The organism is Fructilactobacillus sp. X8R1C1, from assembly GCF_059900945.1.
On the sequence record NZ_JBWXVH010000002.1, the window covers coordinates 181,719 to 206,877 of the forward strand.

Sequence of the window (25,159 nt, forward strand, 5' to 3'; positions counted from 1 at the left end):
TTTAATTGATTAATATAAGTCTATCATATTGACATCAGTAGAATTTATGTTATATTTAAATAGATGTGTGAATGGTTTCGAGTTTCTAAGGTTTCTTGTTTTGTATTATTATGAAATGACTTCCTTTTAAGATTCAAACTAAGCAACACTGAAAAATTTATTGCGCTATGCGCTAGGAGGTTTCATATTATGAAACAAGGTACTGTTAAATGGTTTAACGCTGACAAGGGTTATGGTTTTATTACTACTGATGATGGTGATGTATTCGTACATTACTCAGCTATCAACAAGGATGGCTTCAAGACCCTTGACGAAGGCGAAAAGGTTACTTTGGACGTTGAAGAAGGAGACCGTGGTCCCCAAGCTGCTAACGTTACTCCAATGGACTAATTTTAGCCAAACAAAAAGAGTTCTGCAATCGCAGAGCTCTTTTTTTATACATATTTTTAAATTAAAAAATTAGTTAACCTTAAAGTTCATGTACTTCGATGCAAAGATGACCAATTCTTCAACGGGCTCTTCCATCCCGTCTTCTGTCCACGTTAGTAAAACTTCAGTTAAACCACCTGAAATCAACGCAATTAGCATTTTCGATGAATTGGCGCGCAACTCTAATATATCGTCGTCAACCAAATTCGTAATGTATTTTTTTAAGATTTTAAGTAACAAATAAGACAGATCATTATCAACGATTACATCCATCATCCGCTTATTCTCTTTAATAATCGTAAAGAAAGTCGTTGCCAGGCCGTTAAAATTAGAGACCTTTTGCGCTAATAAACGATTAATAAAGGTTGAAAAGGTCTCCTGAAATTGACCAACGATGACGTCTTCCTTGGTATGGAAGTTACGATAAAACGTCATCCGGGAAACCCCAACATGTTTGGAAATGTCTTTCACCGTAATTTCTTGATAAGACTTAGTTTGGAGCATCTCAAACGTTCCTTCAATTATTCTCTTTTTGGCTGTTTCTTTTTTTGCCATATTTTCACCATTCGACCATAAACATGAGAGATTAACTTGGCAAATAAATAAGCGTGAAGAATGTTCTCCTCACACTTATTTATTTTTTAACGAGTCAAGTTGCGTTTGCAATTCATGATACTGATTTGATAATTCCATGTATTCAGTACTCATTTTATTATATTTATTTTCATACTGAGTAGCTCGATCGAGAGCATTTTTTAATTCGTCTTGAAACTGGACCACCTGTGACTTCAAATCACTAGTGCTCTTATCTGAAATGTCAGTACCACTTGTCAAAGCTTGAATTTTACTTTTAAGCTCTTTATTACGAGCCAATAAATCTTTGACCTGTTGTTTCAAATCTGAATCAACCATTATACTCACTTCCTAGACAATTGCATTTTAGTTGAAACCGCAGCACCTTGCAATTAAATTACTAAAATTTACTAAGTTAACGGTTTCAAGATGGGTGCAATCATTGCTCTGGCTGATTTACTCAATTGAAGTTTCTTATTGTGCATTAGCTGATGAACTCGAAAAAGGTTATTTTCACGCTGTTGCCAGTCTTTGACTGGTAGAGCGCCTTGCTTGTTTAATACTTTAATATTCATAAGCAATCCCTCCAAATACAAAATCAACTTAAATGATTAGTTCAAGTTAACAAGAATTATAATACATATTTCAAAATTAGTCATCTCTTGTAATTTATTGCCCGTATCAATACGTTTGTGCCGCCCAGCCCTTACAATCCTGTATGCAATAAGTTATAATACAAATATCAAATTAAGAAGGAAGTCTATTCAATGAGTAATTCTACCCAATCAGGCAATACTGCCGCACCACAAATGACTTGGTACGGTAAAACATTTAATATATTACTTAAAGTTTTAATGTCGTTTGTTGGTATCACCATGTTATCACTTGGTGCCACGTTACTTCGATCAAGCAAGATTTTAGGTCTTGATCCTTTTACTGCCGTTAATATTGGTATGTCAAACCATCTGCACATGTCACTTGGTTTGTACCAGTTACTGGCTAACCTGGTAATCTTCGTGTTTGTCTTGTTCCTTGACCGTCACATGATCGGAATTGGAACCATCATGAACATGGTGTTAGTTGGATTTGAGATTCAAATTTTCACTCAATTTTACCAACAAATCTTCCCGTCGGGGATTAACTTCTTCGTAATCGTTGCTAATGCCTTCTTGGGACTAATCCTATTTACGGCTGGTAGTTCAATCTACATGGCTCCTAATCTTGGTGTTGCCCCCTATGATGCCATTGCTCCAATTGTATCATCACGACTACACATCAAGTACAAGACGGCTCGTGTGATCCAAGATATCCTCTTCTTGATTGCCGCTGTCCTTGCTGGTGGCCCCGTTGGATTTGCATCAATCATTGTTGCCTTCTTTGCCGGTCCACTAATTTCCTACTGGAACAAACACATTAGTGACCCCATTGTTAACGGAATTGACGACTTCAGTGAACAGCCAACGGTTAAACACGCCGCTAGCACGATTTCTAAGGCGACGTTATCTGGGTACCATTATCTAACCCATGCTTACAACGCGACTTTAAACGTTCAGATGAACTTATCAGGGTACACTAATCAACAGTTAGGGACTCGTCTTCACGACGCCCAAACGAACATGGAAGACTCACAGAAGGCCTACAATGCTTACCGGACCCAGTACAGAATGTTGATGGCAGAAATGATGAAACGAAGCAAAAACGGTAACGTTAATCCACAATCAACTGGTAGTACTACTGATGGTGCTCCTCAAAATTCAAAAGATTCTGATGCCAATAACTCCAATGATTCCAAAAAGTAATTAAATACCCAAAAGGTCCAGCAATAACGGAGACGTTAGTTGCTGGACCTTTTTTTATTTATAATCTTGATCATTGTTCGCGCTTATAATTAGTCATTTTTAATGGCTCAACCCATTTATCAAAGTTATCACCAGTGACGTATCCTGAATCAATGGCCGCCTGTCTAAGATTCGTCTTTCCCTTTAAAGCAGCATTGGCAATTTCAGCTGCTCGATGATAGCCAATGTGTGGTGACAATGCCGTTACCGTCATCAAAGAATTATGGACCAACTCCTCCATGCGATCTTGGTTGACTTCAATCCCTTTGACCATCAAGTCCGTAAAGTGGCTTAAGATGCCTGTCAGTGACTGAACGGAATCAAGAAAACAGGATATGATAATTGGCTTATAGACATTCATTTCAAAGTTTCCTTGAGTGTTAGCAACTTCGATGGTCGTATCATTTCCCATGATGCGTGCTACTACCATATCCATGGCTTCACCCTGAGTCGGGTTCACCTTGCCAGGCATAATCGATGACCCAGGTTCATTAGCGGGAATTTTAATCTCACCGTAACCAGCTCTAGGACCACTCGCTAGAAATTTAATGTCATTGGCAATCTTCATCAGATCAGTTGCAAGCGTTCGCACAGCCCCATGCGTCATGGTAATGGCAGAATGGGAAGCTAATCCATAAAATTTATTTTCAACTTCAAACGGCTCGTGATACTTATTACCCAGGGTTTGAACCATTTCCTTATCAAAGTCTTCCGTCGTATTAAGGCCGGTTCCGACAGCGGTTCCACCAATTGGTAGACCCAGTAGTGACTTCGAATTGTCCCTCACAAAATCAAGGTCGTGTTGAATGGTGCTAGCCCATCCCGACACTTCCTGTCCAAATGTCATTGGAGTGGCATCCTGTAAATGAGTGCGCCCAATCTTAACCACATCCCAATACTTTTTCTGTAAGTGATGCATAACGTCAATCAAGTGCTCCAACTCAGGTAACAGCTGATTGATGGCAACCAGACTTGCAATGTTCATTGCCGTTGGAAACGTATCATTTGAACTCTGGGAATGATTAACATCATCATTTGGTAAAACATTAATCTTTGGATTAATCTGATTAGCAACGTGGGCAATCACCTCGTTCACGTTCATGTTAGTCTGAGTTCCCGATCCAGTTTGGTAAATGTGTAACGGGAAGTTTTGCATTAATTGATCATCGGAAAGACTCAATAATTTTTGGGCACCCTGCTCAATCAACTCACCCTTTTTTCGATCGATGGTGTCTTGTTTGATGCTCACCTCGGCGGCACTTGCTTTAATGTTTATGAGAGCGCGAATTACCAATACTGGTAACTTGGGACCGACAGGAAAATTATGCCGGCTCCGCTCGGTTTGAGCACCCCACAAAGCATCCTTTGGCACCTTGACGTCTCCAAGCGTGTCACTTTCAATTCGATAATCAGACATTTTGTCATCTCCTAATTAAATATTGGGTACGACTTATCTGCTTAAGACCTGACTTTTTTCTAGTAAACGACTGATGAAATAAGTCAGCACTCCACTGAATAAGAAGACCGATACAAGCCGGGTTAGAAACAGTAGGAGTAAAAATCCAAAATGATAATTTGCGTATCCACTTTTGATCATATCCCAAGCAAACGTAATTACCGTGGTGGTAATCGTCGTACTTATGATTCCTAACCAATCATAATGTTTATATCCCAATACGGCAAATCCTAACTCAGACGATAGTCCTTGAATTAAGCCGGATAACAAATCAGCAATTCCCCACTGACTGCCAAGGATCATCTCGACGAAGGCTCCCAGTAACTCACCAAGGGTAGCGGAAAATGGGATGCGAATGATAAACGCTGCTAACGGTCCAGCAAGCGTCCATAATCCAAAGGTGGCTTCGTTTGCCAACGGCTGCAATCCAAATGGTGTAAGTGCCGCAGCTAAGATATTATAGAGAAATGAAGTTCCCCAAAAAATCACTCCACAAAAAGCACCAATCAATGTAACTAAAATAATGTCCTTTAAATGCCATTCTCTCAAAATTTTCATGTGATCTCCTCCAATAAAAAAAGTTCCTGGATCTACCCCGGGAACTTCAACACATGATTAAAAATGACACTTGTAGTGTAGTCGGATCCCTTCGCAGGTCTTAACCTGATCAGGTTCAATGGGTATTATCTCAGCCTTTCGGCACCCCAGAATCATATAATTCACTTTAATAATATACTGATTGAATGGTAAAAGCAATCAAAATCAAAATGGAGATGCATTAATGCAACTCCATTTAACCTATTCTAATCCGACCCGTTTGAAAATATCATCAACGTGTCTAAGGTGGTAATGATAATCAAACGCATCGTTAATCTCTTGGTCAGACAACCGTTCATTAATCTGATCGTTAGCTTTAACTAACTTTTCAAATGACTCGTGGTTCTCCCATGACTGAGCCGTCAGTGGTTGAACTAAGTCGTACGCTTCTTCCCGACTCATGCCTTTATCAATTAGTTTTAGCATTACTCGTTGACTGTAAATTAGGCCATAAGTTAAATTCATATTTTCCTTCATCCGCTTTGGGAACACGTCTAGATTTGAAAGAATGTTGTTGAAACGATGGAGCATGTAATCTAAGAGCGTGGTACTCTCTGGTAGAATAATTCGCTCAGCTGAAGAGTGCGAAATATCACGTTCATGCCACAAAGAAACGTTCTCGTAGGCAGTGGTGATTAGTCCACGCATGGTTCTGGCCAATCCACAAATGTTTTCTGATCCAATTGGGTTCCGTTTATGTGGCATTGCCGAAGAACCCTTTTGACCAGAATTAAAATGCTCTTCTACTTCATGAATCTCAGAACGTTGCAAACCACGAATCTCCGTTGCAAAATTTTCAAGACTAGTGGCAACCAACGCCAAAGTGGCGATATATTCGGCATGCAAATCACGAGGTAAGACTTGACTAGTGATTTCTTGGGCTCGTAGTCCTAATTTATTACATACGTAAGCCTCTACCTGAGGATCGATGTTAGCAAATGTCCCAACGGCTCCAGAAATTTTCCCGGCTTCCACTCCGGCAGCTGCTTCGTTAAATCGTTTTAGGTTTCGTTTCATTTCTGAATACCAACGTGCCATCTTTAAGCCAAAGGTCATTGGTTCCGCCTGAACCCCATGGGTTCTTCCAATTTCAACCGTATCCTTATATTTTAAGGCTTTCTGCTTAATGGTATCCATTAAAGTTAAAATATCCTGACGAAGAATCTCGTCAGCCTGCTTTAGTCTAAGTCCCTGAGCGGTATCGACAACATCAGTACTAGTAACGCCGTAATGGATCCACTTTTTTTCGGGGCCAAGCGACTCCGAAACATCGCGAGTAAAGGCCACCACATCATGGTGAGTTTCCGATTCAATCTGTGCAATGCGGTCAACGTCAAAGGTCGCGTTTCTTTTAATGGCAATAATGTCAGCATCTGGAATCTTACCTAACTTATTCCATGCTTCATCAATCGCAATCTCAACTTCAAGCCATGTCTGATACTGATTCTGCTTACTCCAAATTCGCTTCATTGGTGCTCTTGTATAACGATCAATCATTTCATTCACCTCATTATAATTACAGGATAATCTTACATAATGTTTTCTTTTCAGTCAAATCAACGCCGCTACTACTTTATTATAATTCTAATATTCAATAAAACACGAACATTATTTTTAACAATATTTTGAACGTTCTTGATTTTTCCATATGTGATTGGTAAACTGTTGTTGGTCAAAAAATTCATTTACGAGGTGCTATTTATGTCTGTAACAGTTGTTGTTGGTAGTCAGTGGGGCGATGAGGGCAAGGGAAAGATTGTCGATACCCTAAGTGCTGACGCGGATATCATTGCTAGATATCAGGGCGGTGACAATGCGGGTCACACCATTGTGTATAACAATCAAAATTTTCACGTTCAACTCGTTCCGTCCGGAATTTTCTATTCTGACAAGTTGGCAGTAATTGGAAACGGCGTTGTTTTAAACCCCAAGTCACTATTTAAAGAAGTCGACTATCTAAACGAACATGGTGTTTCTACCGACAACCTCCGTGTATCATCTCGTGCTCAAGTCATCATGCCATACCATCCTCTTTTTGATAAGCTTCAAGAGGAACACAAACATCATAAGATTGGAACGACCCAAAAGGGAATTGGCCCTGCTTACATGGACAAAGTTGCTAGGGTCGGAATTCGGGTGGCCGATTTAATTGATCCAGTAACTTTCAAGAAGCGTTTGAAAGACGTCTTGGCTGAAAAGAACGAAATTTTGGTTAAACTATACGACCATGAGCCCCTTAATTTTGAAGAAATCTATAATGAATACGTCCAGTTAGGGAAACGATTAAAACCATACGTAACCGAAACCTCCGTTCTTTTAAATGATGAAATCGATCATAACCAAAACGTCCTGTTTGAAGGCGCTCAGGGAATTATGTTAGACGTTGACCATGGAACCTATCCCTATGTCACTTCCTCGAACCCCGTTGCCGGAGGCGCTGCCGTTGGTGCTGGAATTGGACCCAGCAAGATTGATCGGGTCATTGGAACTTGTAAAGCCTATACTTCACGTGTCGGTGAGGGACCATTTCCAACGGAACTACTAGACGAGACCGGTAACTACATCAGAGAAACCGCCCATGAGTATGGGGTTGTGACCAAGCGTCCCAGACGAATCGGTTGGTTTGACAGCGTTGCCTTAAGACACGCTCGTCGTGTTTCTGGTCTAACCCACTTAGCCTTAAACTGTCTGGATGTTTTAGACGGATTAAAAGAAATTAAGATTTGTACCGCATATGAACTAGACGGTAAGAAAATCACTTATTACCCCGCTAACTTGGATATCTTGGACAAGTGCAAACCGGTCTACGAAACGCTCCAGGGATGGAATGAGGATATCACTAATTGTGATACCTACGACAAGCTTCCTAAAAACGCCCAAAAGTTTCTTGACCGGGTTTCAGAACTTGTAGGTATCCCGTTAATCACTTTCTCAACTGGTCCCAAGCGAGAACAGACCCATCAAATGTAAAAAATAAGACCCTGGATAAAATCCAGGGTCTTTTTATGTCAACTCTTATACATAGCGTAATTCTTTGGATGTGTGAGTAAATGGTTCATTTCCATCCTTGGTTAGGTGAATGCAATCTTCAATTCGAACTCCGGCTACGCCAGGAATGTAGATACCAGGTTCAATTGAAAAACACATGCCTTCCTTTAAAATCATCTTATTGCCCTCCATGATTGAAGGGAATTCATGCTCACCCATCCCCATGCCGTGGCCTAAACGGTGGATGAAGTATTTACCATAACCAGCCTTGTCAATGATATCTCTTGCAACCGCATCCAGGTCTTCGGCCCGAATACCTGGTTTAGCAGCAGATTGGGCAGCTAACTGAGCTTCCAAACAAACGTCATAAATCTCTTTTTGTTTGGCCGGAATTTTATCACCAACAGCGACCGTCCGGGAAGCATCAGAGATGTAGCCATTATGAACCGTTCCTAAATCAAATAATAACAGGTTATCGTTCTTAATCTTGTTCATGTCAGTAGCACCATGCGGTTCCGCCGCGTGAGGTCCAGTCTGAACCAGAGTATCAAAACTCATGTTCATAACCCCTCTGACTTTTTCCTGGTACTCAATCTCAGCAGCCACTTCTGCCTCCGTTTTACCGGCTTTAGCGGTCTCAAAACCAACTTGAAAGGCAAAGTCGGCTTCTTTTCCAGCAGCGTCTAACTGTTCAATCTCATATGGCGTCTTAATTACCCGCAGTTCACTAACTTCTGGAGCCACGTTAGTGCTAAAGTCAGCCTTCGGAAATTCAGCTTGAAGCTGTTGATAACGACTAATGACCAAGTTGTCGTCTTCAATCCCAAATCGCTTGGGATCAGGAGTTACATCACGAATGTGCTTGGCAATCAGTTTAAAGGGATCTTCATGGTCTAAGTAACCATAAACGGGATACTTCCATCCTGACTCCTTTATGGCCTCCACTTCGAGTTCTGGTGCAAACAGAAATGGTTCCGCATCAGGAAAAATAAAAAGTGCCAACACCCGTTCAACGGGATCACTACCAAAACCAGTAAAGTACTTAATATCCTCAAAATTACTGATGTAAGCAACATCAAGCTTCCTTTGGTTAACGTAGTCTCTCATTTCATTTAATTTAACCATAATAAGACCTCCTGAATTTGTTGCTAATTTTAGCATACAATTAAATTTAATCAACACAAAAAGAGAAACCTAACATCAATCGTCAGATTTCATCTTCCTAATATGTCTGGTCACATTCGGATCCAGGTTTAACGTTTGCTGGTCTCGTGTCTTTAACAAAAGGTGCCCACGTTCGTCGATTCCCGCTAATTTTCCAGTGATTTCATTATCATGATTGATCAGGGAAACTTGTTCGTTAAGCCACAGCAGCCGCTTAGTATATTGATTAATAATCCGATCATCGTCCCACTCGCGATAGACCTTATACAAATGGTCATAAACCGAAGCAATTAACTGGTTCCTTTTAAGTGGTGGTACCACGTTTAAACTCCCCACCATTTGGTCACCATTACGTGAAAACGGCATGATCCCAATATCGAGGCCAATGCCCATGATAAAGTTCTCGGGCTCGTTATCTTCGTTACTCTGAATTTCAGTTAAAATCCCACAGACCTTACTGTCATCGTGATACACGTCATTCACCCATTTTAATTGAGTATCGATGTTGTAGACCAGTTTAATGGCGTCCGTAACGGCAACGCCAATCCCAAGTGTTAAAACGCCTGGATTATCAAGATACCTTGGTTGGGCCTGAAACACCACCGTAAAATAAACCCCGTTGTTTGCAGGAGAATAAAAATGATGGCCATTTTGGCCTTTCCCCTTCGTTTGTTCGTTAGCAATGATCATGCCAGGACGATGCCAGACCTCCACTTGAGCCTCTTCGTTAGTCGACGGCAATTGGTCATAAACCTCGATTTGATCAATGGGATTACTAATTAAGCTATGAATTACGCGTGCATTTAAAATATCGTTCATGATTTATTCACTCACCTGGGTAGCAAGTGTCCCAATGTACTTCCATCCCACGTCCAAAAAGTTAATCTGGTACAAATCATCGTTTCTTCTAGCACTTTCCATGTGAGGTAATGAAACCTCAACGGACTTGGGTTTTCCGATCAATCCGACTCCCTGAAGTTTTAAGACCGCTTCCTTGATGGTCCATAATCTTAAGGCTTGTTCACCTTGCCGTTCGCCCTTTAAATTCTTTAAGTAATTAAGTTCCACTGGGGTGAAAGCCTTGGTAATCCTGGTGTAGTCATAAGGACGAATCTGTTCTAAGTCAACTCCAATTGGTTGATCAGAAATTACCACCAAAACCGCGTCATGAGAGTGAGCAATGTTAAAATGATAGCCATTTGGCACAAAATAGGGTTTCCCGTAATGTCCAAAATCAATGTCAACGTTTTTAATGGCGTCTTGTACTGGCATCCCCACCAGTTTAGCTAACAAAACCCTTCCAACAAGCGTCTGTTGCTTTTTGGGCTTATCGGTGATTTCTAAGTCTTGGTAGTATGGTTGAAATGCTTTTGTGGTGATCGAATCACTTAAAAATTTAATCATGCTAATTCCTCATTTTCATTTTATTAGACCTGATTGGGTCCGAGAGATAAAAAATAAGAGTCTCACTATTTTCAACAGATACAATAGTAACACTCTCATACATCTTGGTCATTGACTAAAAATTACGGTACCTAGCAAACCGCTTCTTAAGCATCTCATCCTTTGGCATCGCATTTAGTTCTTTAATTTTTTTAACCAAATCACCACGAAACCGTTCAAAGCCATCGGCGGTATTTACTTCAGGAATAATCCGATCAATGATTCCTTCTTTTAGTAAGTCATCTGGAGTCAACTTCATGACTGAAGCAGCTTCTTTCATCCGACTAGCATCTTTCCACAAAATGGTGGCATATCCTTCTGGGGAAAGAACCGAATAGATACTATCCTCAAAAGCCCAGACGCAGTCACCAACAGCTAATGCCAGGGCACCACCACTGCCACCTTCACCAACAATCACACTTACGTAAGGAACTTTCAGTTGCATTCCCTGTAAGATTAATTGCGCAATCGTATAGCCAATCCCGTGGTACTCAGCTTCTACACCAGGATAAGCTCCAGGAGTATTAATCAAGGTAACAATTGGACGATTGAATTTTTCGGCCTGCTTCATTAATCGCAGCGCTTTGCGGTATCCGTCAGGCTCAGCCGAACCAAAGTGCCGTTCGATGTTGGAATTTAGATCCGAGCCCTTTCTAATCCCAATCAACGTCGTCGGAATTTCATCAAGGGTTCCAATCCCAGCGTATACGGCGGGATCATCACCGTAAGCACGATCACCATGCAGTTCCATAAAATCTTCGGTAATTCCGTTAATGAGGTCATCAACCCCAATCTTACCAGCAGCTCTAGCATTTATAACTCTATCCCATGCGGTTGGTTTACTCATCGTTATCACCTACCCGATGCCACTTTAGAATTTTATTAAGTGTCTCTTTTAGATCACGTCGTCTCACGACTCCATCCAAAAACCCACTTTTAAGTAATGTCTCTGATCGTTGAAAGTCTTTTGGTGGACGCTGTTGAATCGTCTTTTCAATCACCCGACGTCCCGCAAAACCAATCAAAGCGTGGGGTTCTGACAAAATAATGTCTCCCTGCATTGCAAAACTGGCGGTCACCCCACCAGTAGTGGGATCACAGGGAACACTGACGTATAGTAAGCCCGCTTTACTGTGTTCCGCAACCGCTTCAGACACTTTGGCCATCTGCATCAGGGAATGAATTCCCTCTTGCATTCGGGCTCCTCCCGATGCGGTGAACACGATTACAGGCAGCTTCTTTTTTGTCGCCGTTTCAAACAATCGTGCCAAAATCTCGCCCGTTGCCGTCCCAAGACTAGCCATCACAAAGCGCCAGTCCATCGCAGCCATCGCTACCTGATTTCCATCAATGGTACCAATCCCAGACAAAACACTCTCATTTAGACCAGTCACCGCGCGTGCCTTCTTCAACTTAGTTACGTATTTTTCGTCGTTAAATTTTTTAGAAGCCTTCAAATCGGTATTAATGGGTTCAAAATCATCACACATTAACTCAATGCGTTCTTTAGCACCAATCCGAAAGGCATAGTAACAATTAGGACACTCTTTATACCTGCCAAGATCTTTCTTGTAAAAACTCTTCTGACAGATTGGACATTTGACCCAGATGTGATCGGGGATTTGATCCATTCGCTGACTTAACTCTTTTTGACTAATACTTTCAAACCGTTTGCTTGTCATACTGCTTCATCCATTCTTTTAAGAACGCACCTTCAATGTAATTATTGTTAAAATCACCAGTCAAAAAATGCTGATCAGAAATCAAACCAATCAAGAAATCGCGATTGGTGGTGACCTCCTTCACAACAAATTCGTTCAAAATTTGCTTCATTTCGGACACGGATTCCCGTTTTGTCGGTTTATGCACGATAACTTTAGCAATCATCGAATCATAGTAAGGTGAAATCATGTCGCCAGCTTCAACCCCAGAATCAATTCGAATGGAATCAGATTCATGGGTAAATTTCACCTGCTGAAGTTTACCAGGTGATGGAGCAAAATTATTGCTAGGATCCTCGGCATCGATCCGACATTCAAGTGAGTAACCCTTTACCTCACAGTCTTGTTGATTAAAAGGGAGTGATTGTCCTTCTGCCACTAGAATCTGAGCTTTAATAATTTCAACTCCAGTTACTTCTTCGGTAACGGTATATTCAACTTGAAGCCTGGTATTCATTTCCATAAAATAAAAATGTTCTTCTTTATCCATCAAAAATTCGAAGGTTCCGGTATTAGTATAACCAATTCCCTTAGCGGCTTTAGCCACGGTCTGTCCAAGTTCTTGGCGTTTGTTGGGTGTAATCTTGGAACAGGGACTTTCTTCGATTATTTTTTGATGATTTCGTTGCATTGAGCAATCTCGCTCCGGAAAATAGACCACGTGGCCGTGTTCATCGGCAATGACCTGCATTTCAATGTGTTTGGCATCATTTAAATCTTTTTCCATGTAAAGCCGGTTATCCCCAAATGAAAGTTTAGCTTCACGCTTCGTATCACTAAAGGCTTTTTTTAATTCAGATTCACTAGTAACTTTTCGAATTCCCTTACCGCCGCCACCGGCAGCAGCCTTTAACATCACGGGATAACCAGTTTCTTGGGCCACTTCTTTAGCTTGGTCGTAAGTATCAACAAACCCATCGCTACCAGGGATAGTTGGAACGCCATTCTTTTTCATTGCTTCTTTGGCATTACCCTTATTCCCCATCAGATTAATTACTGAAGCGGTAGGACCAATAAATTTAATTCCGCACTGTTCACATAATTCAGCAAAATCAGCATTTTCAGACAAAAAGCCATACCCAGGATGGAGCGCATCACATCCGCAAAGAACCGCGGAATCAATAATTGCTGCCATGTTTAAGTATGACTCATCTGGAAACGGTCCACCAATACATACGGATTCGTCAGCTAATTTTACGAATAAACTATCAGCATCAGCGGTTGAATAAACCGCCACCGCCTTGATGTTCATTTCGTGAAGTGCACGGATGATCTGAACTGCGATTTCACCGCGGTTTGCAACCAGCACTTTTTTAAACATTAAATCACCTTTTTAAACTAATATGAATTGAGCTTTCTAGTCTTCCTTAATTTCAAAAATCGGTTCATTGTATTCCACCATCGAACCACTTTCAGGCATTCGTTTAACGATGGTCCCACTCACTGGACTTTTAACCTCATTAACCAACTTCATGGCTTCAATTACACAAACGGTCTCACCCTTTTTAACATGATCACCATCTTGCTTAAAGTCGGCCTTTTCTGGGCTTGGAGCGTAATAAAGAATTCCAACCATTGGAGCTTTCAATTGATAATTATCGGAGTCGTCAGTTGCATCAATTGACGCAGATTCAAGTTGAGCCGGCTTTCTGGATTCATTAACTGACTCACTTGCATGCAAGCTGTCGTGATCAGGAATTTTGGATAAGTAAACGGCCCCTTCATTCTGATTAATCTTAATTTCTTGTAAACTCGATTGCTCAAATTTATCAATTAATTTTTCAATATCTTGTTCATTCACTAATCTTCATTCCACTTCTTCATCGCAATTACCGCATTGTGACCACCAAAGCCAAATGCATTACTAATTGCCGTATTAACGGGCGCCTTTTTGTTATCTTCATCAACCAAATCAACGTGAATCTCAGGATCCTTATGCTTCATCCCCACGTTAACTGGCATTTGATCATTTTGAAGGGCAGCAACTAGGGCAACCGCTTCAAGTCCACCAGCGGCACCTAGGGAGTGTCCCACCATTCCCTTAATGGAACTAACTTTGACGTGATCGTTATCTTTAAACAACTTTTCAATTGCCCCGGCCTCAGCCACATCATTAGCGTGTGTACTGGTACCGTGCGCATTAACGTAGTCAAGTTCACTGGTCTTAATGTGACCCTCGTCAATGGCTTCCTTCATTGCTCTAATGGCACCTTTTCCAGAGGGGTTCGGAGCAGTCATATGATAAGCATCGCTGGTAGCACCGTATCCAACCACTTCGGCCAAAATATTAGCACCACGCGCTTTAGCATGGTCATAATCCTCAAGTACAAGAGTACCAGCCCCTTCTCCCATGACAAAGCCATTACGGTCTTTATCAAACGGCATTGAAGCATCTTCCACTTTTTCAGCGGTTGAAAGAGCGGTCAATTTAGCAAATCCAGCAATTCCAATCTCGGTGATGGCAGCTTCAGTTCCACCAGCAATCATCATCTTGGCTTTCCCTTGTTTAATTAGTTCAAAGGCGTTTCCAATGGCATTATTAGCTGAAGCACAAGCCGTCACAATGGTCTGAGACGTGTTTTCCGCATCAAAGTACATGGAAACATTTCCAGCTGCCATGTTAGCAATGGCTTTAGGAACAAAAAGTGGTGAAACTCGCTTTGGTCCCTTTTCGTGCATTTTGATGATGTCACTCTCAATGGTAGTAAGACCACCAATTCCATTTCCGTACATGACACCAAGGTCCTCAGGTTCGTAATCACCCTGTTTCAGGCCAGCTTGATCCATGGCCTCTTTAGCACTGTACAAAGCGTACTGTGAAAAAAGATCAATTCGTTTGTAGGCACGTTTATCTAAACGCTTGCTTGGATCAAAGTCTTTAACTTCAGCAGCTACCGTTACACCCGTGTTACTAGCATCAAATTTGGTAATTGGTGCAATGCCCACTTTAGAGTTAAACAAATTGTTGGAAAAGGTTTCGGCATCATTTCCGATGGGGGTGACAGCTCCCATCCCTGTTACAACTACTCGATTACTCAAATGATTTCCTCCTGTTCAAATAAATAATTTTACTGATTATTTATCGTTCTCCGCAATCTTCTTTTGAATGTAGTCAACTAATTGTTGGACGGTGTTGATGTCTTCATCACTTTCAATTTCGATGTCATATTCATTTTCAAGTCCGTCAACCACTTCAAAAAAGTCAAGACTATCAATATCAACGTCTTCCTTAAGATTAGTGTCCATCTTGATGTCTGATGCTGGTACATCAGTTTGTTTTGCGATTAAGTCCTTGATTTTGTTAAAAATTTCGTTTTGATCTGCCATAATTTATCACTCCATAATATTTTTTGTATTTAGTATCTAATTACTACGGTTCCAATGGTTAATCCACCACCAAAACCGGTTAAAACAAGGTTGTCACCACGGTTAATCTGATGCTCCTCTACCATTTCACTTAATAGCAGTGGCTCACTCGCCGCAGCGGTATTGCCATACTTATTGATATTAACGGGAAACTTTTCCATCGATAAACCTAATTTGTTAGCAATACTTTTAATAATTCGTTCATTTGCTTGATGAACGATAAAGTACTTCACATCATTTAAGTCAATGTTTGCTTTTGAAAGCGCCAGTTTGATGGACTTGGGAACTCTTTGAGTAGCAAAACGATATACTTCATGACCATCCATCTTGAAATACGGCTGGTGTGTATCATCAGCGAAGTGCCCAGCCGTTAGCGAATTACCAAGTTCTCCAACTGTTTCTAAGTCACTAGCAAGCACCTCTGACTCACTTCCATCATTGGTAGCTAGAATTCCCGCAGCACCATCCCCAAACAGGACCGCCGTTGAACGGTCCGACCAATCAATGTACTTGCTTAGCTTCTCACCGCCAATTAAAATTCCCTTTGCATGCGGCTTATTTGCAAGCAACGCATTCAAGACGTAAATTCCGTAAGCAAATCCGGAACAAGCGGCGTTTAGATCAAAGGCAACTGCATTGTCGGCATGAAGATTTCCTTGAACCGCTGCTGCAGTTGAGGGAGTTTGAAAGTCTGATGACATGGTGGCTACGATGATGAAATCAACGTCACTTGCAGAAATATTGGCCTTATTAATGAGCTTAGTTGCAACATCAGTACACATGGAAGTATTAGTCTCTGACTTAGAAATGTGACGGGCGTGAATACCGGTCCGTCGTTTGATCCACTCATCAGAGGTATCCATGATTTTAGTTAAATCATGATTAGTAACAACATTATTGGGCGTTGACCTTGCCGTTTCTAAGATTGAAAAACTACCCATTTGCGACTCCTATTACCTATTTTATTGTTCTCTTTCCTTGTTACTTACGATAAAGGTCAACTGAGCGTCACAAGCCTTTTTATCGCCAACGTATGCCACACACGAAACTGAGCCGGCACTTCCTCTAACCTTATCAATCTTAACCTCAAAGCGTAGAACATCACCGGGCTCCACCATCTTTCTGAACTTCGCGTTGCGAATGCTACCCATATAAACCGTTTTGTTCTTAAACTGGGGCGACTTCAAAATCAGAATTGAAGCCACCTGGGCCATCGATTCAATAATTAAAACACCGGGCATGACTGGATTACCAGGGAAATGTCCTTGGAAATAATTTTCGTTAATTGTAACATTCTTGGTAGCCGTAATGGACTTGCCTGGATCCATCGCATCGACCCGGTCAATAAATAAAATCGGGTAACGATTAGGAATTAGATCCATAATTTCTTTTGCGTTCATTAAACTCAAATTATTCACCTCTATTAATCTAATTTGATTCAAGCATGGTATTTCGAGTAATTACCATGTGTTCATATTCAACAAGTTTTCGTTATTTAGCAATCAAAAACCATTCTAGATAGAATGATTCTGACATAAAAGCCTGTCATATCAGCATTTTAAAGCAAGTATGTATCTGGTTACACTTGTTTTAATGTGTAATCATGTTTCAAATCACGCTCTTAAGCCCAAAAAATATCCCATAGCCATTTTTAGGCCATGGGATATTTAGATTTATTTGATTGGTTTTAGGCAAGTAAATGAACACCCTTGTCAACGTAGATAATGTCACCAGTAACACCGGTTGATAAATCACTAACTAAGAAAGCAGCAACGTTACCAATCTGATCAGTTGTTACATTCTCACCATCAACGGTGAATGATTGTGACATTTTAAGAAGGTCACGATGACCCTTAATTCCGGTAACAGCCAAAGTTTTAACGGCTCCAGCGGAAATTGCGTTTACTCGAATTTGGTCTTTACCAAGTTCAGAAGCAAGGTAACGCATAGCTGATTCAAGGGATGCCTTAGCAATTCCCATCATGTTGTAATCAGGAATGGCACGAGTTGAACCCATATAAGTTAACGTTAAAATGCTACCAGGTTTGTTCATAATCTTGCTGGCATAACGAGTAACTGAGATAAATGAGTACGCACTAATGTCTTCGGCTAAGTTGTAACCATCTTTTTTGGTGTTAATCACACCATTTTGAAGGGTTTCTTTGTCAGCAAAAGCAATGGCATGAATAACCCCATCGATGTTTCCAAAACGGTCATGAATTTCGGAAAAAGCCTTTTGGACGTTAGCATCTTCGGCCACGTCACATTTAACCAGTGGGAACTCTTCATCACCAATGGTCTTCTCAATACTCTTCTTTAAACGATCATTTTGGTATGTCAAAATAACTTGAGCTCCAAGTGACTTAATTGCTTGTGCACATCCCCAAGCAATACTTTTTCTATTCGCCACACCCATCACAACAACTTTTTTTCCTTTTAATAAATCAGCCATCTTCAAAATCCTCCTAGAACCAAATATCTAATTTACATCATTATATCAAAAAATTAATTCATTCATTAAAAATTTCGGTAACGGGAAAGTCGCTTAGCAACCAAATCATCCTTAGATAATGCATTTAATTCCCTAATTTTTTTAACCAGATCGCCTCTGAAACGTTCGAAACCATCAACCGTATCAGCTTCGGGAATAATCCGATCGATGATTCCCTCGGACAACAAATCATCTGGCGTTAATTTCATCACTGAAGCAGCTTCTTTCATCCGACTGGGGTCTTTCCACAAAATCGTGGCGTAACCTTCAGGTGAGAGCACCGAATAAATACTATCCTCAAAGGCCCAGACACAATCACCGACAGCCAGTGCTAAAGCACCACCACTGCCACCTTCGCCAATGATCACACTAATATAAGGAACGGTTAGTTGCATTCCTTGTAAGATTAATTGAGCAATCGTATAACCAATCCCGTGGTACTCGGCATCAACACCTGGATACGCTCCAGGCGTATTGATTAAGGTGACAATCGGCCGGTTGAACTTTTCGGCCTGTTTCATCAGACGCAAAGCCTTCCGATATCCATCTGGTTCTGCGGAACCAAAGTGCCGCTCAATGTTGGAGTTCAGGTCTGATCCCTTTCTAATTCCCACAAACGTAGTGGCAATGTTGTCCATGGTGCCAATCCCACCATAAACAGCCGGATCATCACCATAAGCCCGGTCACCATGAAGTTCCATAAAATCATCGGTAATGCCGTTGATTAAATCATCAACCCCAATTTTTTTGGCAGCTCTAGCGGCTAGCACCTTATCCCATGCCGTTTTTTTAGCCATTAAGATCACCTACCTGATGCCATTTTAATAACTTCCCTAACGTTTCTTTCAATTCAGAACGTTTAATGACATCGTCCAAGAAGCCATTTTTAAGCAACGTTTCAGCCCGCTGAAAATCCTTTGGCGGACGCTGTTGGATCGTTTTTTCAATCACCCGACGACCAGCAAAACCAATCAAAGCATGGGGTTCTGACAACAAAATATCACCCTGCATGGCAAAGCTGGCGGTCACACCACCAGTGGTAGGATCGCCCAGCATACTGATGTAAAGCAACCCAGCCTTACTGTGTTCAGCCACAGCCTCAGAGACCTTGGCCATCTGCATTAAGGAATGAATTCCCTCCTGCATTCGCGCACCCCCAGAAGCAGTGAAGACAATCACCGGCAGGCCCTTTTTAGTAGCCGTTTCAAATAAACGAGCCAAAATCTCTCCAGTAGCTGTCCCTAAACTGGCCATAATAAAACGCCAGTCCATCGCTGCAACCGCAACTTTGACACCGTTGATCGTTCCGATTCCCGATAGGACACTTTCGTTTATCCCAGTAATCTCTCTGGCCTTCTTTAGTTTTGCCACGTACTTATCGTCTTTAAATTTTTTGGAAGCCTTTAAATCAGTATTAATGGGTGTAAAGTCGTCGCACATCATTTGAATGCGTTCTTTGGCTCCAATCCGAAAAGCATAGCCACAATTTGGGCATTCTTTGTATTTACCAAGTTTCTTTTTGTAAAAAGTAGTCCCACAATAAGGACATTTCACCCAAATATCATCAGGAATCTGATCCATTCTTTTGGTCAGCTCATCCGAATTCAAATTCTCAAAATCACTTTTTGCCATGTTTCTTCATCCATTCTTTTAAGAACGTACTTTCAATGTAATTATTGTTGAAGTCCCCAGCCAAGAAATGCTTGTCATTTAATAAAGCAATCAAGAAGTCCCGGTTGGTTTTGACCCCTTCAATGTGAAACTCATTAAGAACCCGACGCATCTTATGGACAGCCTGTTTCTTAGTAGGCAAGTGAACAATGATTTTGGCAATCATCGAATCGTAGTACGGTGAAATGACATCGTTTTGTCCAATGCCAGAGTCCACTCGAACTCCCTTTGTACCATAAGTCTGGTGCAAACTCGTAATCTTACCCGGCGATGGGGCAAAATTATTGCTGGGATCTTCTGCATCAATTCGACACTCCAAAGCGTAGCCTTTTACGTCACAATCAGCCTGCGTGAAGGGTAATTTTTCGCCTTCTGCAACTAAGATCTGAGCTTTAATGATTTCCACATCGGCAACTTCTTCGGTAATGGTGTACTCAACCTGCAGTCGGGTATTCATTTCCATAAAGTAGAAGTTGTGATCCTGATCCATTAAGAACTCGTATGTACCTGTATTTGTATACTGGATTCCCTTGGTGGCGTTAACGACGATCTGACCAAGTTCTTGGCGCTTTGCGGAAGTGATTTCAGAACATGGACTTTCTTCAATGATCTTCTGGTGATTACGTTGAAGTGAACAATCACGTTCGGGAAAATAAACAACGTTACCATGCTCATCGGCAATGACTTGCATCTCAATGTGCTTGGCGTCGTTTAGATCTTTTTCCATGTACAATCGATCATCGCCAAAGGAAAGTTTAGCCTCCCGTTTCGTATCCTGAAAAGCCTTAGCCAGTTCATCGTCATCAGCAACTTTTCGGATGCCCTTACCACCACCGCCGGCAGCAGCCTTCAGCATTACTGGATAACCAATTTGATGAGCGACTTCTTTGGCTTGTTCCACGGAGTCAATAAAACCATCACTGCCAGGAATCGTTGGCACACCACTTTTTTTCATGGCTTCCTTAGCATTGCCTTTATTTCCCATCAAATTTATGACCTTAGCACTTGGACCGATAAACTTAATGCCACACTGATTGCAAAGTTCCGCAAAATCAGCGTTTTCAGACAAAAAGCCATATCCCGGGTGCAAAGCATCGCAACCAGTAAGTACCGCTGCATCAACAATTGCTGCCATATTGAGATATGACTCGTCTGGAAATGGTCCACCGATACAAACTGACTCATCGGCCAATTTTACGAATAAACTATCAGCGTCAGCAGTTGAATACACTGCCACTGCCTTAATATTCATATCATGAAGCGCACGGATAATCTGGACTGCAATCTCGCCCCGATTAGCCACCAGTACCTTTTTAAACATTAAATCACCTTTCACTCACTATGATTCAACCGCAAACATCAACGTTGCATTAGCGATTTCCTGTCCGTCCCTAGTGACAACACCTTTGCCAATTCCAATATTATGTTTAACCTTTAATAAATCAACTTTTAAATGTAAAACATCGCCTGGTCGAAAGTCATCTTTAAATTCAGCTTGTTTGATTCCACCAAAAAAGGCGTTTTTACCCTTGTATTCTGGCATTGATAAGAGAGCAACCACTCCAGTCTGAGCCATTGACTCAAGCACCAACGGACGTGGCAGTGTCGGATGATTACCTTGATTTGCAAAGTACCATTCGTTTCCTGCCAACATCTTAGTGGCCTCGGCTCCCTCTCCCGGGGTAATAGTGTCAATCTTATCGATCATCTGAATTGGGGGTCGTTGGGGAATATAATCATTAACATTCAATGTCATAACTAATCCTCCTTAATCTCATAAACTGGTTCGTTATACTCAACCATCGAACCATTATCAACCAGACGTTTCACGATGGTTCCGCTCACTGGACTTTTGACTTCATTGACCATCTTCATGGCCTCAATGATACAAACCGTTTCACCCTTTTGAACACGATCACCATCTTTTTTGAAGTCAGGCTTTTCAGGACTAGGAGCAAAATACAATATTCCCACCATCGGTGCCTTTAGTTGATAATTACCACTAGTAGGTGCATTCAACTGAAGCTTTTCCTGATTTTCATCCGATTTATCATCCGCCGTTTTTTCAACGTGGGTGACTGGTTTAGAATGACTGTCAATCTTTGAGAAATAAAGTTGTTGACCGTTTTCATCAATTTTTAATTCTTGTAAGTTAGACTTATCAAATTTAGTAATTAATTTTTCAATGTCTTTTTCATTCATTATTGATTCCACTTCTTTATCGCAATGACCGCGTTATGACCACCAAATCCAAATGAATTACTAATGGCGGTATTGACCGGTCTTTTAGCATTCTCTTTATCCACTAGCCTGATATGACTTTCTGGATCCTGGGTACTGACACCAACATTCACTGGCATTTGACTATGCTTCATGGCTCCAAGAATTGCCACGGCCTCAATGGCTCCAGCAGCCCCAAGGGCATGACCAGTCATCCCCTTGGTTGAACTAACCAAGACGTGGTCATTATCTTTAAACAACTTGCTAATGGCCTTTGACTCAGAAACATCATTAGATTGAGTTGCTGTGCCATGGGCATTAATGTAATCAAGGTCGGAAGTCTTGATGTGAGCTTCATCCAATGCTTGTTGCATGGCCCCAATGGCCCCTTCCCCATCTGGATCAGGAGCAGTTAAATTATAAGCATCACTGGTTTGGCCGTAGCCAACGATCTCACCCAAAATATGTGCATCACGTGCTTTGGCGTGATCGTAATCTTCAAGCACTAAGGTTCCAGCACCAGCGCCCATTACGAAACCATCCCGATCTTTATCAAATGGCATGGAAGCGTGAGCTGGATCTTCACTTGAAGAAAGAGCTGTTAGGGCTGCAAAGGCTGAAATTCCAACCGGCGTAATTGCTGCCTCGGATCCACCAGCGATCATCATTTTAGCCTTGCCAGCTTTAATGTATTCATAAGCATCGCCAATCGCGTTGGTTCCAGTTGCACAAGCTGTAACCACGGCTTTACTAGTGTTTTTAGCGCCAAAGTAGATCGAAATATTGCCAGCAGCCATATTAATAATGGTTTCTGGGATAAATAACGGGGAAAGACGTCTGGGACCCTTTTTGTACATTTTTAGAACCTGCGTCTCGATAGTACTAATACCACCAATCCCAGATCCGTAGATGACGCCAAGATCCTTCCCATCATATTCTCCTCGTTTCAACCCAGCTTGGTCCATTGCCTCTACGGCACTGTAAAGTGCGTATTGCGCAAATGGATCTACTCGATGATAGTCTCGTTTAGCTAAGCGTTTGCTTGGATCAAAGTCCTTTACGCCGGCTGCCACGTGAGCTTTAATCTCAGAGGTGTCAAAACTAGTGATTTTTTCGATTCCAACCTTTGAAGCCAACAAATTATCAATAAAAGTCTCAGCATCGTTCCCGATCGGGGTTACTGCACCCATGCCCGTAACAACAACTCTATTACCCAATTGAATCCTCCCTTAAATAAACGGAACTACATTGTGAGTCCGCCATCAACAGTGATTACCTGTCCGGTAATGTATTGATTATTAATCAAAAACTCGATTGTTTCGGCTACTTCTTCAGCACTTCCAAAACGATGAAGGGGAATGGTATCTTCCCACCTCGAAATAATTTTGTCACTCAATTTGGCCGTCATGTCGGTCTTGATCATGCCAGGAGCAACGGCGTTACAACGAACCCCTCTAAGTGATCCCTCTTGTGCCGTCGTCTTTGTTAAACCAACAATCCCTGATTTGCTTGCCGAATAATTCGCCTGTCCCATATTTCCGTGAAGTCCCGAAATACTGGAAGTGTTGATGATAACACCAGCTCGTTTCTTTTGCATTGTCTTTAAGGCATACTTAGTCATATTAAACGTTCCAACAAGGTTGGTGTCTAACACAGCTTTAAAATCCTCTTCGCTCATCCGCGTTAAGAGTTTGTCCCTGGTAATCCCAGCATTATTAACTAATACATCGAGATGATCATGTTCATCTAAGATCTGGTTCACCATTGACTCAGCGTCTTCTTCTTTTGAAACGTCGCCAATCAAGATCTCAATCTCAGTGTCAAACTGTGACTTTAAATCTTTTACTTCGTCATCACTTAATTCTCGATGAGAATTCACAATCACAAAATTATGTGGATCTTTTGCTAATCGTTTGGCAGTTGCCAGACCAATTCCCTTAGTAGCACCGGTAATTAAAACCGTGCTTTTGTCATTTTTCGTTGTCATGAATTAGTCCTCCAAACCAAGTTTTGCTTGTAAATCATTTAATTTCTTTAAACTGTCAACGCTATAAGCATCGACATCTTTAAGTGTCTTTTTTGCAAATTTAGTCAGTGTGTTCCCCGGCCCGATTTCAATCAGCGTATCCACTCCGTAGTTTTTGACCATGAATTCTAGATCCGCTTTAAAGTGGGTTGGATTGACCAACTGACGGGTTAACGTATCGGAGAGGTTATCCTTATTAAACAGACCAACGTCAGTGTTGCTGATCACTGGAACCTCCGGGGTTTTAAAGGCAACATTCTCCATTCGTTTTGAAAGCAAATCACTCGCTAGCTGCATCAGCGGAGTATGTGAAGAAACGGCCACTTTTAAAGGAACGACTCGCTTTGCTCCCCGGTTCTTAAGTTCTGCACTAGCTGTTTTGACCCCAGACTCAGTCCCACCAATCACAGTTTGTTCGCTGGTATTGAAATTAGCTGGGTATGCTCCATCAACTTCGTTAGTTACGTCAACCACTACTTGGGGCTCAACCTTTAACACAGCAGCCATTGAACCGGGATTTTGCTTTCCGGCTTCATCCATGTAGTGGCTTCGGTCACGCACTAATTTTAATCCTGATTGAAAAGATAGTGCTTTAGCAGATACTAAAGCACTATACTCGCCTAAACTAAGACCCATCATTGCCTGCGCTTTAGGAAGCTTGCCAGCTAAAATCTGGTAAATCCCATAACTCAAAGTCAAAATGGCAATCTGAGTATTTTCAGGATCGTCAAAAACCTTCGGATCGGATAGATCAAGATTTAAAGTATGCGACGCGGTATCGACCACGTTTTTATAGGTATCGTTATTTTGATACAAGTCAGATCCCATGTTAGCAAACTGTTGTCCCTGGCCACTGAATAAATAACCGATTTTCAAAATTTAAAACACTCCTAAAATAAAAAACACTTTATTATTTATCGTTCTTTTCGTCAATTTGCTTTGCAACATAATCAACTAGGTCAGAAACCGTCTCCATGCCCTCGTCACTATCAATTTCGATGTCATAGGCATCTTCTAGGGCATCCACAATTTCAAAGATATCTAATGAATCTAAATCCAAGTTATCTTTGAAGTTAGCGTCCATTTTAATGTCATCGGGGTTGATATCGGTTTGGTCGGTAACAACCGCCTTAATCTTGTCAAAAATCTGATTCTTATCTGCTTTTTCAGCCATAA

Annotated in this window: 30 protein-coding genes and 1 riboswitch; of the genes, 3 read left to right on the forward strand and 27 right to left on the reverse strand. The window is 41.4% G+C overall.

Annotated features, from left to right (window positions below):
* Positions 1-189 precede the first annotated feature (189 nt).
* A complete protein-coding gene (locus AC6UD1_RS02880) occupies positions 190-390 on the forward strand; it encodes a cold-shock protein (protein ID WP_010022560.1) in 201 nt (66 codons plus the stop codon).
* A 69-nt stretch (positions 391-459) separates the two neighbouring features.
* On the opposite strand, the gene AC6UD1_RS02885 is transcribed toward AC6UD1_RS02880, so the two are convergent.
* The 3 genes from AC6UD1_RS02885 to AC6UD1_RS02895 all read right to left on the reverse strand — a co-directional run bounded on the left by AC6UD1_RS02885 (position 460) and on the right by AC6UD1_RS02895 (position 1,577).
* Positions 460-984, reverse strand: coding sequence for a TetR/AcrR family transcriptional regulator (locus tag AC6UD1_RS02885; protein ID WP_500695318.1), 525 nt, complete (start codon positions 982-984; stop codon positions 460-462).
* A 75-nt stretch (positions 985-1,059) separates the two neighbouring features.
* Positions 1,060-1,341 (reverse strand): hypothetical protein, encoded by a 282-nt coding sequence (locus AC6UD1_RS02890; protein ID WP_500693441.1) that lies wholly within the window; start codon positions 1,339-1,341, stop codon positions 1,060-1,062.
* Between the two features lie 71 nt (positions 1,342-1,412).
* Positions 1,413-1,577: a hypothetical protein gene (locus AC6UD1_RS02895; protein WP_500693440.1), complete on the reverse strand. Its 165-nt coding sequence runs from the start codon at positions 1,575-1,577 to the stop codon at positions 1,413-1,415.
* 192 nt (positions 1,578-1,769) lie between these two features.
* Between AC6UD1_RS02895 and AC6UD1_RS02900 the strand changes: the two genes are divergently transcribed.
* Positions 1,770-2,801, forward strand: a complete 1,032-nt coding sequence (locus AC6UD1_RS02900) for a YczE/YyaS/YitT family protein (protein WP_500695320.1) — start codon at positions 1,770-1,772, stop codon at positions 2,799-2,801.
* 70 nt (positions 2,802-2,871) lie between these two features.
* On the opposite strand, the gene AC6UD1_RS02905 is transcribed toward AC6UD1_RS02900, so the two are convergent.
* The 3 genes from AC6UD1_RS02905 to purB all read right to left on the reverse strand — a co-directional run bounded on the left by AC6UD1_RS02905 (position 2,872) and on the right by purB (position 6,390).
* Positions 2,872-4,257 carry a class II fumarate hydratase gene (locus AC6UD1_RS02905; RefSeq protein ID WP_500695322.1) on the reverse strand — a complete coding sequence of 462 codons (1,386 nt, stop codon included), beginning with the start codon at positions 4,255-4,257 and terminating at the stop codon, positions 2,872-2,874.
* 33 nt (positions 4,258-4,290) lie between these two features.
* Complete coding sequence (locus AC6UD1_RS02910; RefSeq protein WP_500696470.1) at positions 4,291-4,854, reverse strand: ECF transporter S component; 564 nt, start codon at positions 4,852-4,854, stop codon at positions 4,291-4,293.
* Between the two features lie 68 nt (positions 4,855-4,922).
* A riboswitch (TPP riboswitch) is annotated at positions 4,923-5,013 on the reverse strand.
* An 81-nt stretch (positions 5,014-5,094) separates the two neighbouring features.
* Positions 5,095-6,390: an adenylosuccinate lyase gene (gene purB, locus AC6UD1_RS02915; RefSeq protein ID WP_500707258.1), complete on the reverse strand. Its 1,296-nt coding sequence runs from the start codon at positions 6,388-6,390 to the stop codon at positions 5,095-5,097.
* 204 nt (positions 6,391-6,594) lie between these two features.
* On the opposite strand from purB, the gene AC6UD1_RS02920 reads away from it, so the two are divergent.
* Positions 6,595-7,863, forward strand: coding sequence for an adenylosuccinate synthase (locus AC6UD1_RS02920; protein ID WP_500707259.1), 1,269 nt, complete (start codon positions 6,595-6,597; stop codon positions 7,861-7,863).
* A gap of 45 nt (positions 7,864-7,908) precedes the next feature.
* Here AC6UD1_RS02920 and AC6UD1_RS02925 read toward each other — a convergent pair whose 3' ends face one another.
* The 21 genes from AC6UD1_RS02925 to AC6UD1_RS03025 all read right to left on the reverse strand — a co-directional run bounded on the left by AC6UD1_RS02925 (position 7,909) and on the right by AC6UD1_RS03025 (position 25,157).
* On the reverse strand, positions 7,909-9,006 hold the full coding sequence (locus tag AC6UD1_RS02925) for a M24 family metallopeptidase (protein WP_500707260.1): 1,098 nt from the start codon (positions 9,004-9,006) through the stop codon (positions 7,909-7,911).
* 75 nt (positions 9,007-9,081) lie between these two features.
* The gene (locus AC6UD1_RS02930; protein WP_500707261.1) at positions 9,082-9,864 is read right to left on the reverse strand and encodes a biotin--[acetyl-CoA-carboxylase] ligase; all 783 of its coding nucleotides are present in this window, start codon (positions 9,862-9,864) and stop codon (positions 9,082-9,084) included.
* Positions 9,865-9,867: 3 nt separating this feature from the next.
* Complete coding sequence (locus AC6UD1_RS02935; protein WP_500707262.1) at positions 9,868-10,449, reverse strand: 4'-phosphopantetheinyl transferase family protein; 582 nt, start codon at positions 10,447-10,449, stop codon at positions 9,868-9,870.
* A 115-nt stretch (positions 10,450-10,564) separates the two neighbouring features.
* Complete coding sequence (accA, locus tag AC6UD1_RS02940; protein ID WP_500693431.1) at positions 10,565-11,335, reverse strand: carboxyltransferase subunit alpha; 771 nt, start codon at positions 11,333-11,335, stop codon at positions 10,565-10,567.
* On the reverse strand, positions 11,328-12,170 hold the full coding sequence (locus AC6UD1_RS02945) for an acetyl-CoA carboxylase carboxyltransferase subunit beta (protein WP_500707263.1): 843 nt from the start codon (positions 12,168-12,170) through the stop codon (positions 11,328-11,330). The genes accA (AC6UD1_RS02940) and AC6UD1_RS02945 overlap by 8 nt, the downstream gene beginning before the upstream one ends.
* A complete protein-coding gene (locus tag AC6UD1_RS02950; RefSeq protein ID WP_500707264.1) occupies positions 12,151-13,530 on the reverse strand; it encodes an acetyl-CoA carboxylase biotin carboxylase subunit in 1,380 nt (459 codons plus the stop codon). Before AC6UD1_RS02950 ends, AC6UD1_RS02945 begins: the two co-directional genes overlap by 20 nt.
* Before the next feature lie 36 nt (positions 13,531-13,566).
* A complete protein-coding gene (locus AC6UD1_RS02955) occupies positions 13,567-14,010 on the reverse strand; it encodes an acetyl-CoA carboxylase biotin carboxyl carrier protein (protein WP_500693428.1) in 444 nt (147 codons plus the stop codon).
* Positions 14,010-15,248 carry a beta-ketoacyl-ACP synthase II gene (gene fabF / locus AC6UD1_RS02960; RefSeq protein WP_500707265.1) on the reverse strand — a complete coding sequence of 413 codons (1,239 nt, stop codon included), beginning with the start codon at positions 15,246-15,248 and terminating at the stop codon, positions 14,010-14,012. The genes AC6UD1_RS02955 and fabF (AC6UD1_RS02960) overlap by 1 nt, the downstream gene beginning before the upstream one ends.
* Positions 15,249-15,284: 36 nt before the next feature.
* Positions 15,285-15,536 carry an acyl carrier protein gene (locus AC6UD1_RS02965; RefSeq protein ID WP_500693426.1) on the reverse strand — a complete coding sequence of 84 codons (252 nt, stop codon included), beginning with the start codon at positions 15,534-15,536 and terminating at the stop codon, positions 15,285-15,287.
* A gap of 29 nt (positions 15,537-15,565) precedes the next feature.
* Positions 15,566-16,516 (reverse strand): beta-ketoacyl-ACP synthase III, encoded by a 951-nt coding sequence (locus AC6UD1_RS02970; RefSeq protein WP_500707266.1) that lies wholly within the window; start codon positions 16,514-16,516, stop codon positions 15,566-15,568.
* A gap of 21 nt (positions 16,517-16,537) precedes the next feature.
* The gene (fabZ, locus tag AC6UD1_RS02975) at positions 16,538-16,984 is read right to left on the reverse strand and encodes a 3-hydroxyacyl-ACP dehydratase FabZ (RefSeq protein ID WP_500693424.1); all 447 of its coding nucleotides are present in this window, start codon (positions 16,982-16,984) and stop codon (positions 16,538-16,540) included.
* A 278-nt stretch (positions 16,985-17,262) separates the two neighbouring features.
* Positions 17,263-18,027 carry an enoyl-ACP reductase FabI gene (gene fabI, locus AC6UD1_RS02980; protein ID WP_500707267.1) on the reverse strand — a complete coding sequence of 255 codons (765 nt, stop codon included), beginning with the start codon at positions 18,025-18,027 and terminating at the stop codon, positions 17,263-17,265.
* A gap of 65 nt (positions 18,028-18,092) precedes the next feature.
* Complete coding sequence (accA, locus tag AC6UD1_RS02985; protein WP_500707268.1) at positions 18,093-18,863, reverse strand: carboxyltransferase subunit alpha; 771 nt, start codon at positions 18,861-18,863, stop codon at positions 18,093-18,095.
* Positions 18,856-19,698, reverse strand: a complete 843-nt coding sequence (locus AC6UD1_RS02990; protein WP_500707269.1) for an acetyl-CoA carboxylase carboxyltransferase subunit beta — start codon at positions 19,696-19,698, stop codon at positions 18,856-18,858. The genes accA (AC6UD1_RS02985) and AC6UD1_RS02990 overlap by 8 nt, the downstream gene beginning before the upstream one ends.
* A complete protein-coding gene (gene accC, locus AC6UD1_RS02995; RefSeq protein ID WP_500695348.1) occupies positions 19,685-21,058 on the reverse strand; it encodes an acetyl-CoA carboxylase biotin carboxylase subunit in 1,374 nt (457 codons plus the stop codon). Before accC ends, AC6UD1_RS02990 begins: the two co-directional genes overlap by 14 nt.
* 18 nt (positions 21,059-21,076) lie before the next feature.
* Complete coding sequence (locus AC6UD1_RS03000) at positions 21,077-21,493, reverse strand: 3-hydroxyacyl-ACP dehydratase FabZ family protein (protein WP_500707270.1); 417 nt, start codon at positions 21,491-21,493, stop codon at positions 21,077-21,079.
* 2 nt (positions 21,494-21,495) lie between these two features.
* The gene (locus tag AC6UD1_RS03005) at positions 21,496-21,939 is read right to left on the reverse strand and encodes an acetyl-CoA carboxylase biotin carboxyl carrier protein (RefSeq protein ID WP_500695350.1); all 444 of its coding nucleotides are present in this window, start codon (positions 21,937-21,939) and stop codon (positions 21,496-21,498) included.
* A complete protein-coding gene (gene fabF, locus AC6UD1_RS03010) occupies positions 21,939-23,174 on the reverse strand; it encodes a beta-ketoacyl-ACP synthase II (protein WP_500707271.1) in 1,236 nt (411 codons plus the stop codon). The genes AC6UD1_RS03005 and fabF (AC6UD1_RS03010) overlap by 1 nt, the downstream gene beginning before the upstream one ends.
* 26 nt (positions 23,175-23,200) lie before the next feature.
* Entirely contained in the window at positions 23,201-23,944 is a 744-nt protein-coding gene (gene fabG, locus AC6UD1_RS03015) for a 3-oxoacyl-ACP reductase FabG (RefSeq protein ID WP_500696453.1), read from the reverse strand.
* Between the two features lie 3 nt (positions 23,945-23,947).
* Positions 23,948-24,859: an ACP S-malonyltransferase gene (locus AC6UD1_RS03020; protein ID WP_500707272.1), complete on the reverse strand. Its 912-nt coding sequence runs from the start codon at positions 24,857-24,859 to the stop codon at positions 23,948-23,950.
* Between the two features lie 34 nt (positions 24,860-24,893).
* Complete coding sequence (locus tag AC6UD1_RS03025; protein ID WP_500693414.1) at positions 24,894-25,157, reverse strand: acyl carrier protein; 264 nt, start codon at positions 25,155-25,157, stop codon at positions 24,894-24,896.
* Positions 25,158-25,159: the final 2 nt, after the last annotated feature.

Bases quoted from the DNA above. Each gene is read 5' to 3' on its own strand.
- AC6UD1_RS03005 (WP_500695350.1), bottom strand. From the start codon at position 21,939: ATGAATGAAAAAGACATTGAAAAATTAATTACTAAATTTGATAAGTCT.
- AC6UD1_RS02920 (WP_500707259.1), top strand. From the start codon at position 6,595: ATGTCTGTAACAGTTGTTGTTGGTAGTCAGTGGGGCGATGAGGGCAAG.
- AC6UD1_RS02925 (WP_500707260.1), bottom strand. From the start codon at position 9,006: ATGGTTAAATTAAATGAAATGAGAGACTACGTTAACCAAAGGAAGCTT.
- AC6UD1_RS02880 (WP_010022560.1), top strand. From the start codon at position 190: ATGAAACAAGGTACTGTTAAATGGTTTAACGCTGACAAGGGTTATGGT.
- AC6UD1_RS02950 (WP_500707264.1), bottom strand. From the start codon at position 13,530: ATGTTTAAAAAAGTGCTGGTTGCAAACCGCGGTGAAATCGCAGTTCAG.
- AC6UD1_RS02935 (WP_500707262.1), bottom strand. From the start codon at position 10,449: ATGATTAAATTTTTAAGTGATTCGATCACCACAAAAGCATTTCAACCA.
- AC6UD1_RS03000 (WP_500707270.1), bottom strand. From the start codon at position 21,493: ATGACATTGAATGTTAATGATTATATTCCCCAACGACCCCCAATTCAG.
- AC6UD1_RS02965 (WP_500693426.1), bottom strand. From the start codon at position 15,536: ATGGCAGATCAAAACGAAATTTTTAACAAAATCAAGGACTTAATCGCA.
- AC6UD1_RS02930 (WP_500707261.1), bottom strand. From the start codon at position 9,864: ATGAACGATATTTTAAATGCACGCGTAATTCATAGCTTAATTAGTAAT.
- AC6UD1_RS02900 (WP_500695320.1), top strand. From the start codon at position 1,770: ATGAGTAATTCTACCCAATCAGGCAATACTGCCGCACCACAAATGACT.
- fabI (WP_500707267.1), bottom strand. From the start codon at position 18,027: ATGGCTGATTTATTAAAAGGAAAAAAAGTTGTTGTGATGGGTGTGGCG.
- AC6UD1_RS02910 (WP_500696470.1), bottom strand. From the start codon at position 4,854: ATGAAAATTTTGAGAGAATGGCATTTAAAGGACATTATTTTAGTTACA.
- accA (WP_500693431.1), bottom strand. From the start codon at position 11,335: ATGAGTAAACCAACCGCATGGGATAGAGTTATAAATGCTAGAGCTGCT.
- AC6UD1_RS02945 (WP_500707263.1), bottom strand. From the start codon at position 12,170: ATGACAAGCAAACGGTTTGAAAGTATTAGTCAAAAAGAGTTAAGTCAG.
- fabG (WP_500696453.1), bottom strand. From the start codon at position 23,944: ATGACAACGAAAAATGACAAAAGCACGGTTTTAATTACCGGTGCTACT.
- AC6UD1_RS02895 (WP_500693440.1), bottom strand. From the start codon at position 1,577: ATGAATATTAAAGTATTAAACAAGCAAGGCGCTCTACCAGTCAAAGAC.
- AC6UD1_RS02905 (WP_500695322.1), bottom strand. From the start codon at position 4,257: ATGTCTGATTATCGAATTGAAAGTGACACGCTTGGAGACGTCAAGGTG.
- AC6UD1_RS02885 (WP_500695318.1), bottom strand. From the start codon at position 984: ATGGCAAAAAAAGAAACAGCCAAAAAGAGAATAATTGAAGGAACGTTT.
- purB (WP_500707258.1), bottom strand. From the start codon at position 6,390: ATGATTGATCGTTATACAAGAGCACCAATGAAGCGAATTTGGAGTAAG.
- accC (WP_500695348.1), bottom strand. From the start codon at position 21,058: ATGTTTAAAAAGGTACTGGTGGCTAATCGGGGCGAGATTGCAGTCCAG.
- AC6UD1_RS03025 (WP_500693414.1), bottom strand. From the start codon at position 25,157: ATGGCTGAAAAAGCAGATAAGAATCAGATTTTTGACAAGATTAAGGCG.
- AC6UD1_RS02990 (WP_500707269.1), bottom strand. From the start codon at position 19,698: ATGGCAAAAAGTGATTTTGAGAATTTGAATTCGGATGAGCTGACCAAA.
- accA (WP_500707268.1), bottom strand. From the start codon at position 18,863: ATGGCTAAAAAAACGGCATGGGATAAGGTGCTAGCCGCTAGAGCTGCC.
- AC6UD1_RS02890 (WP_500693441.1), bottom strand. From the start codon at position 1,341: ATGGTTGATTCAGATTTGAAACAACAGGTCAAAGATTTATTGGCTCGT.
- AC6UD1_RS02970 (WP_500707266.1), bottom strand. From the start codon at position 16,516: ATGGGTAGTTTTTCAATCTTAGAAACGGCAAGGTCAACGCCCAATAAT.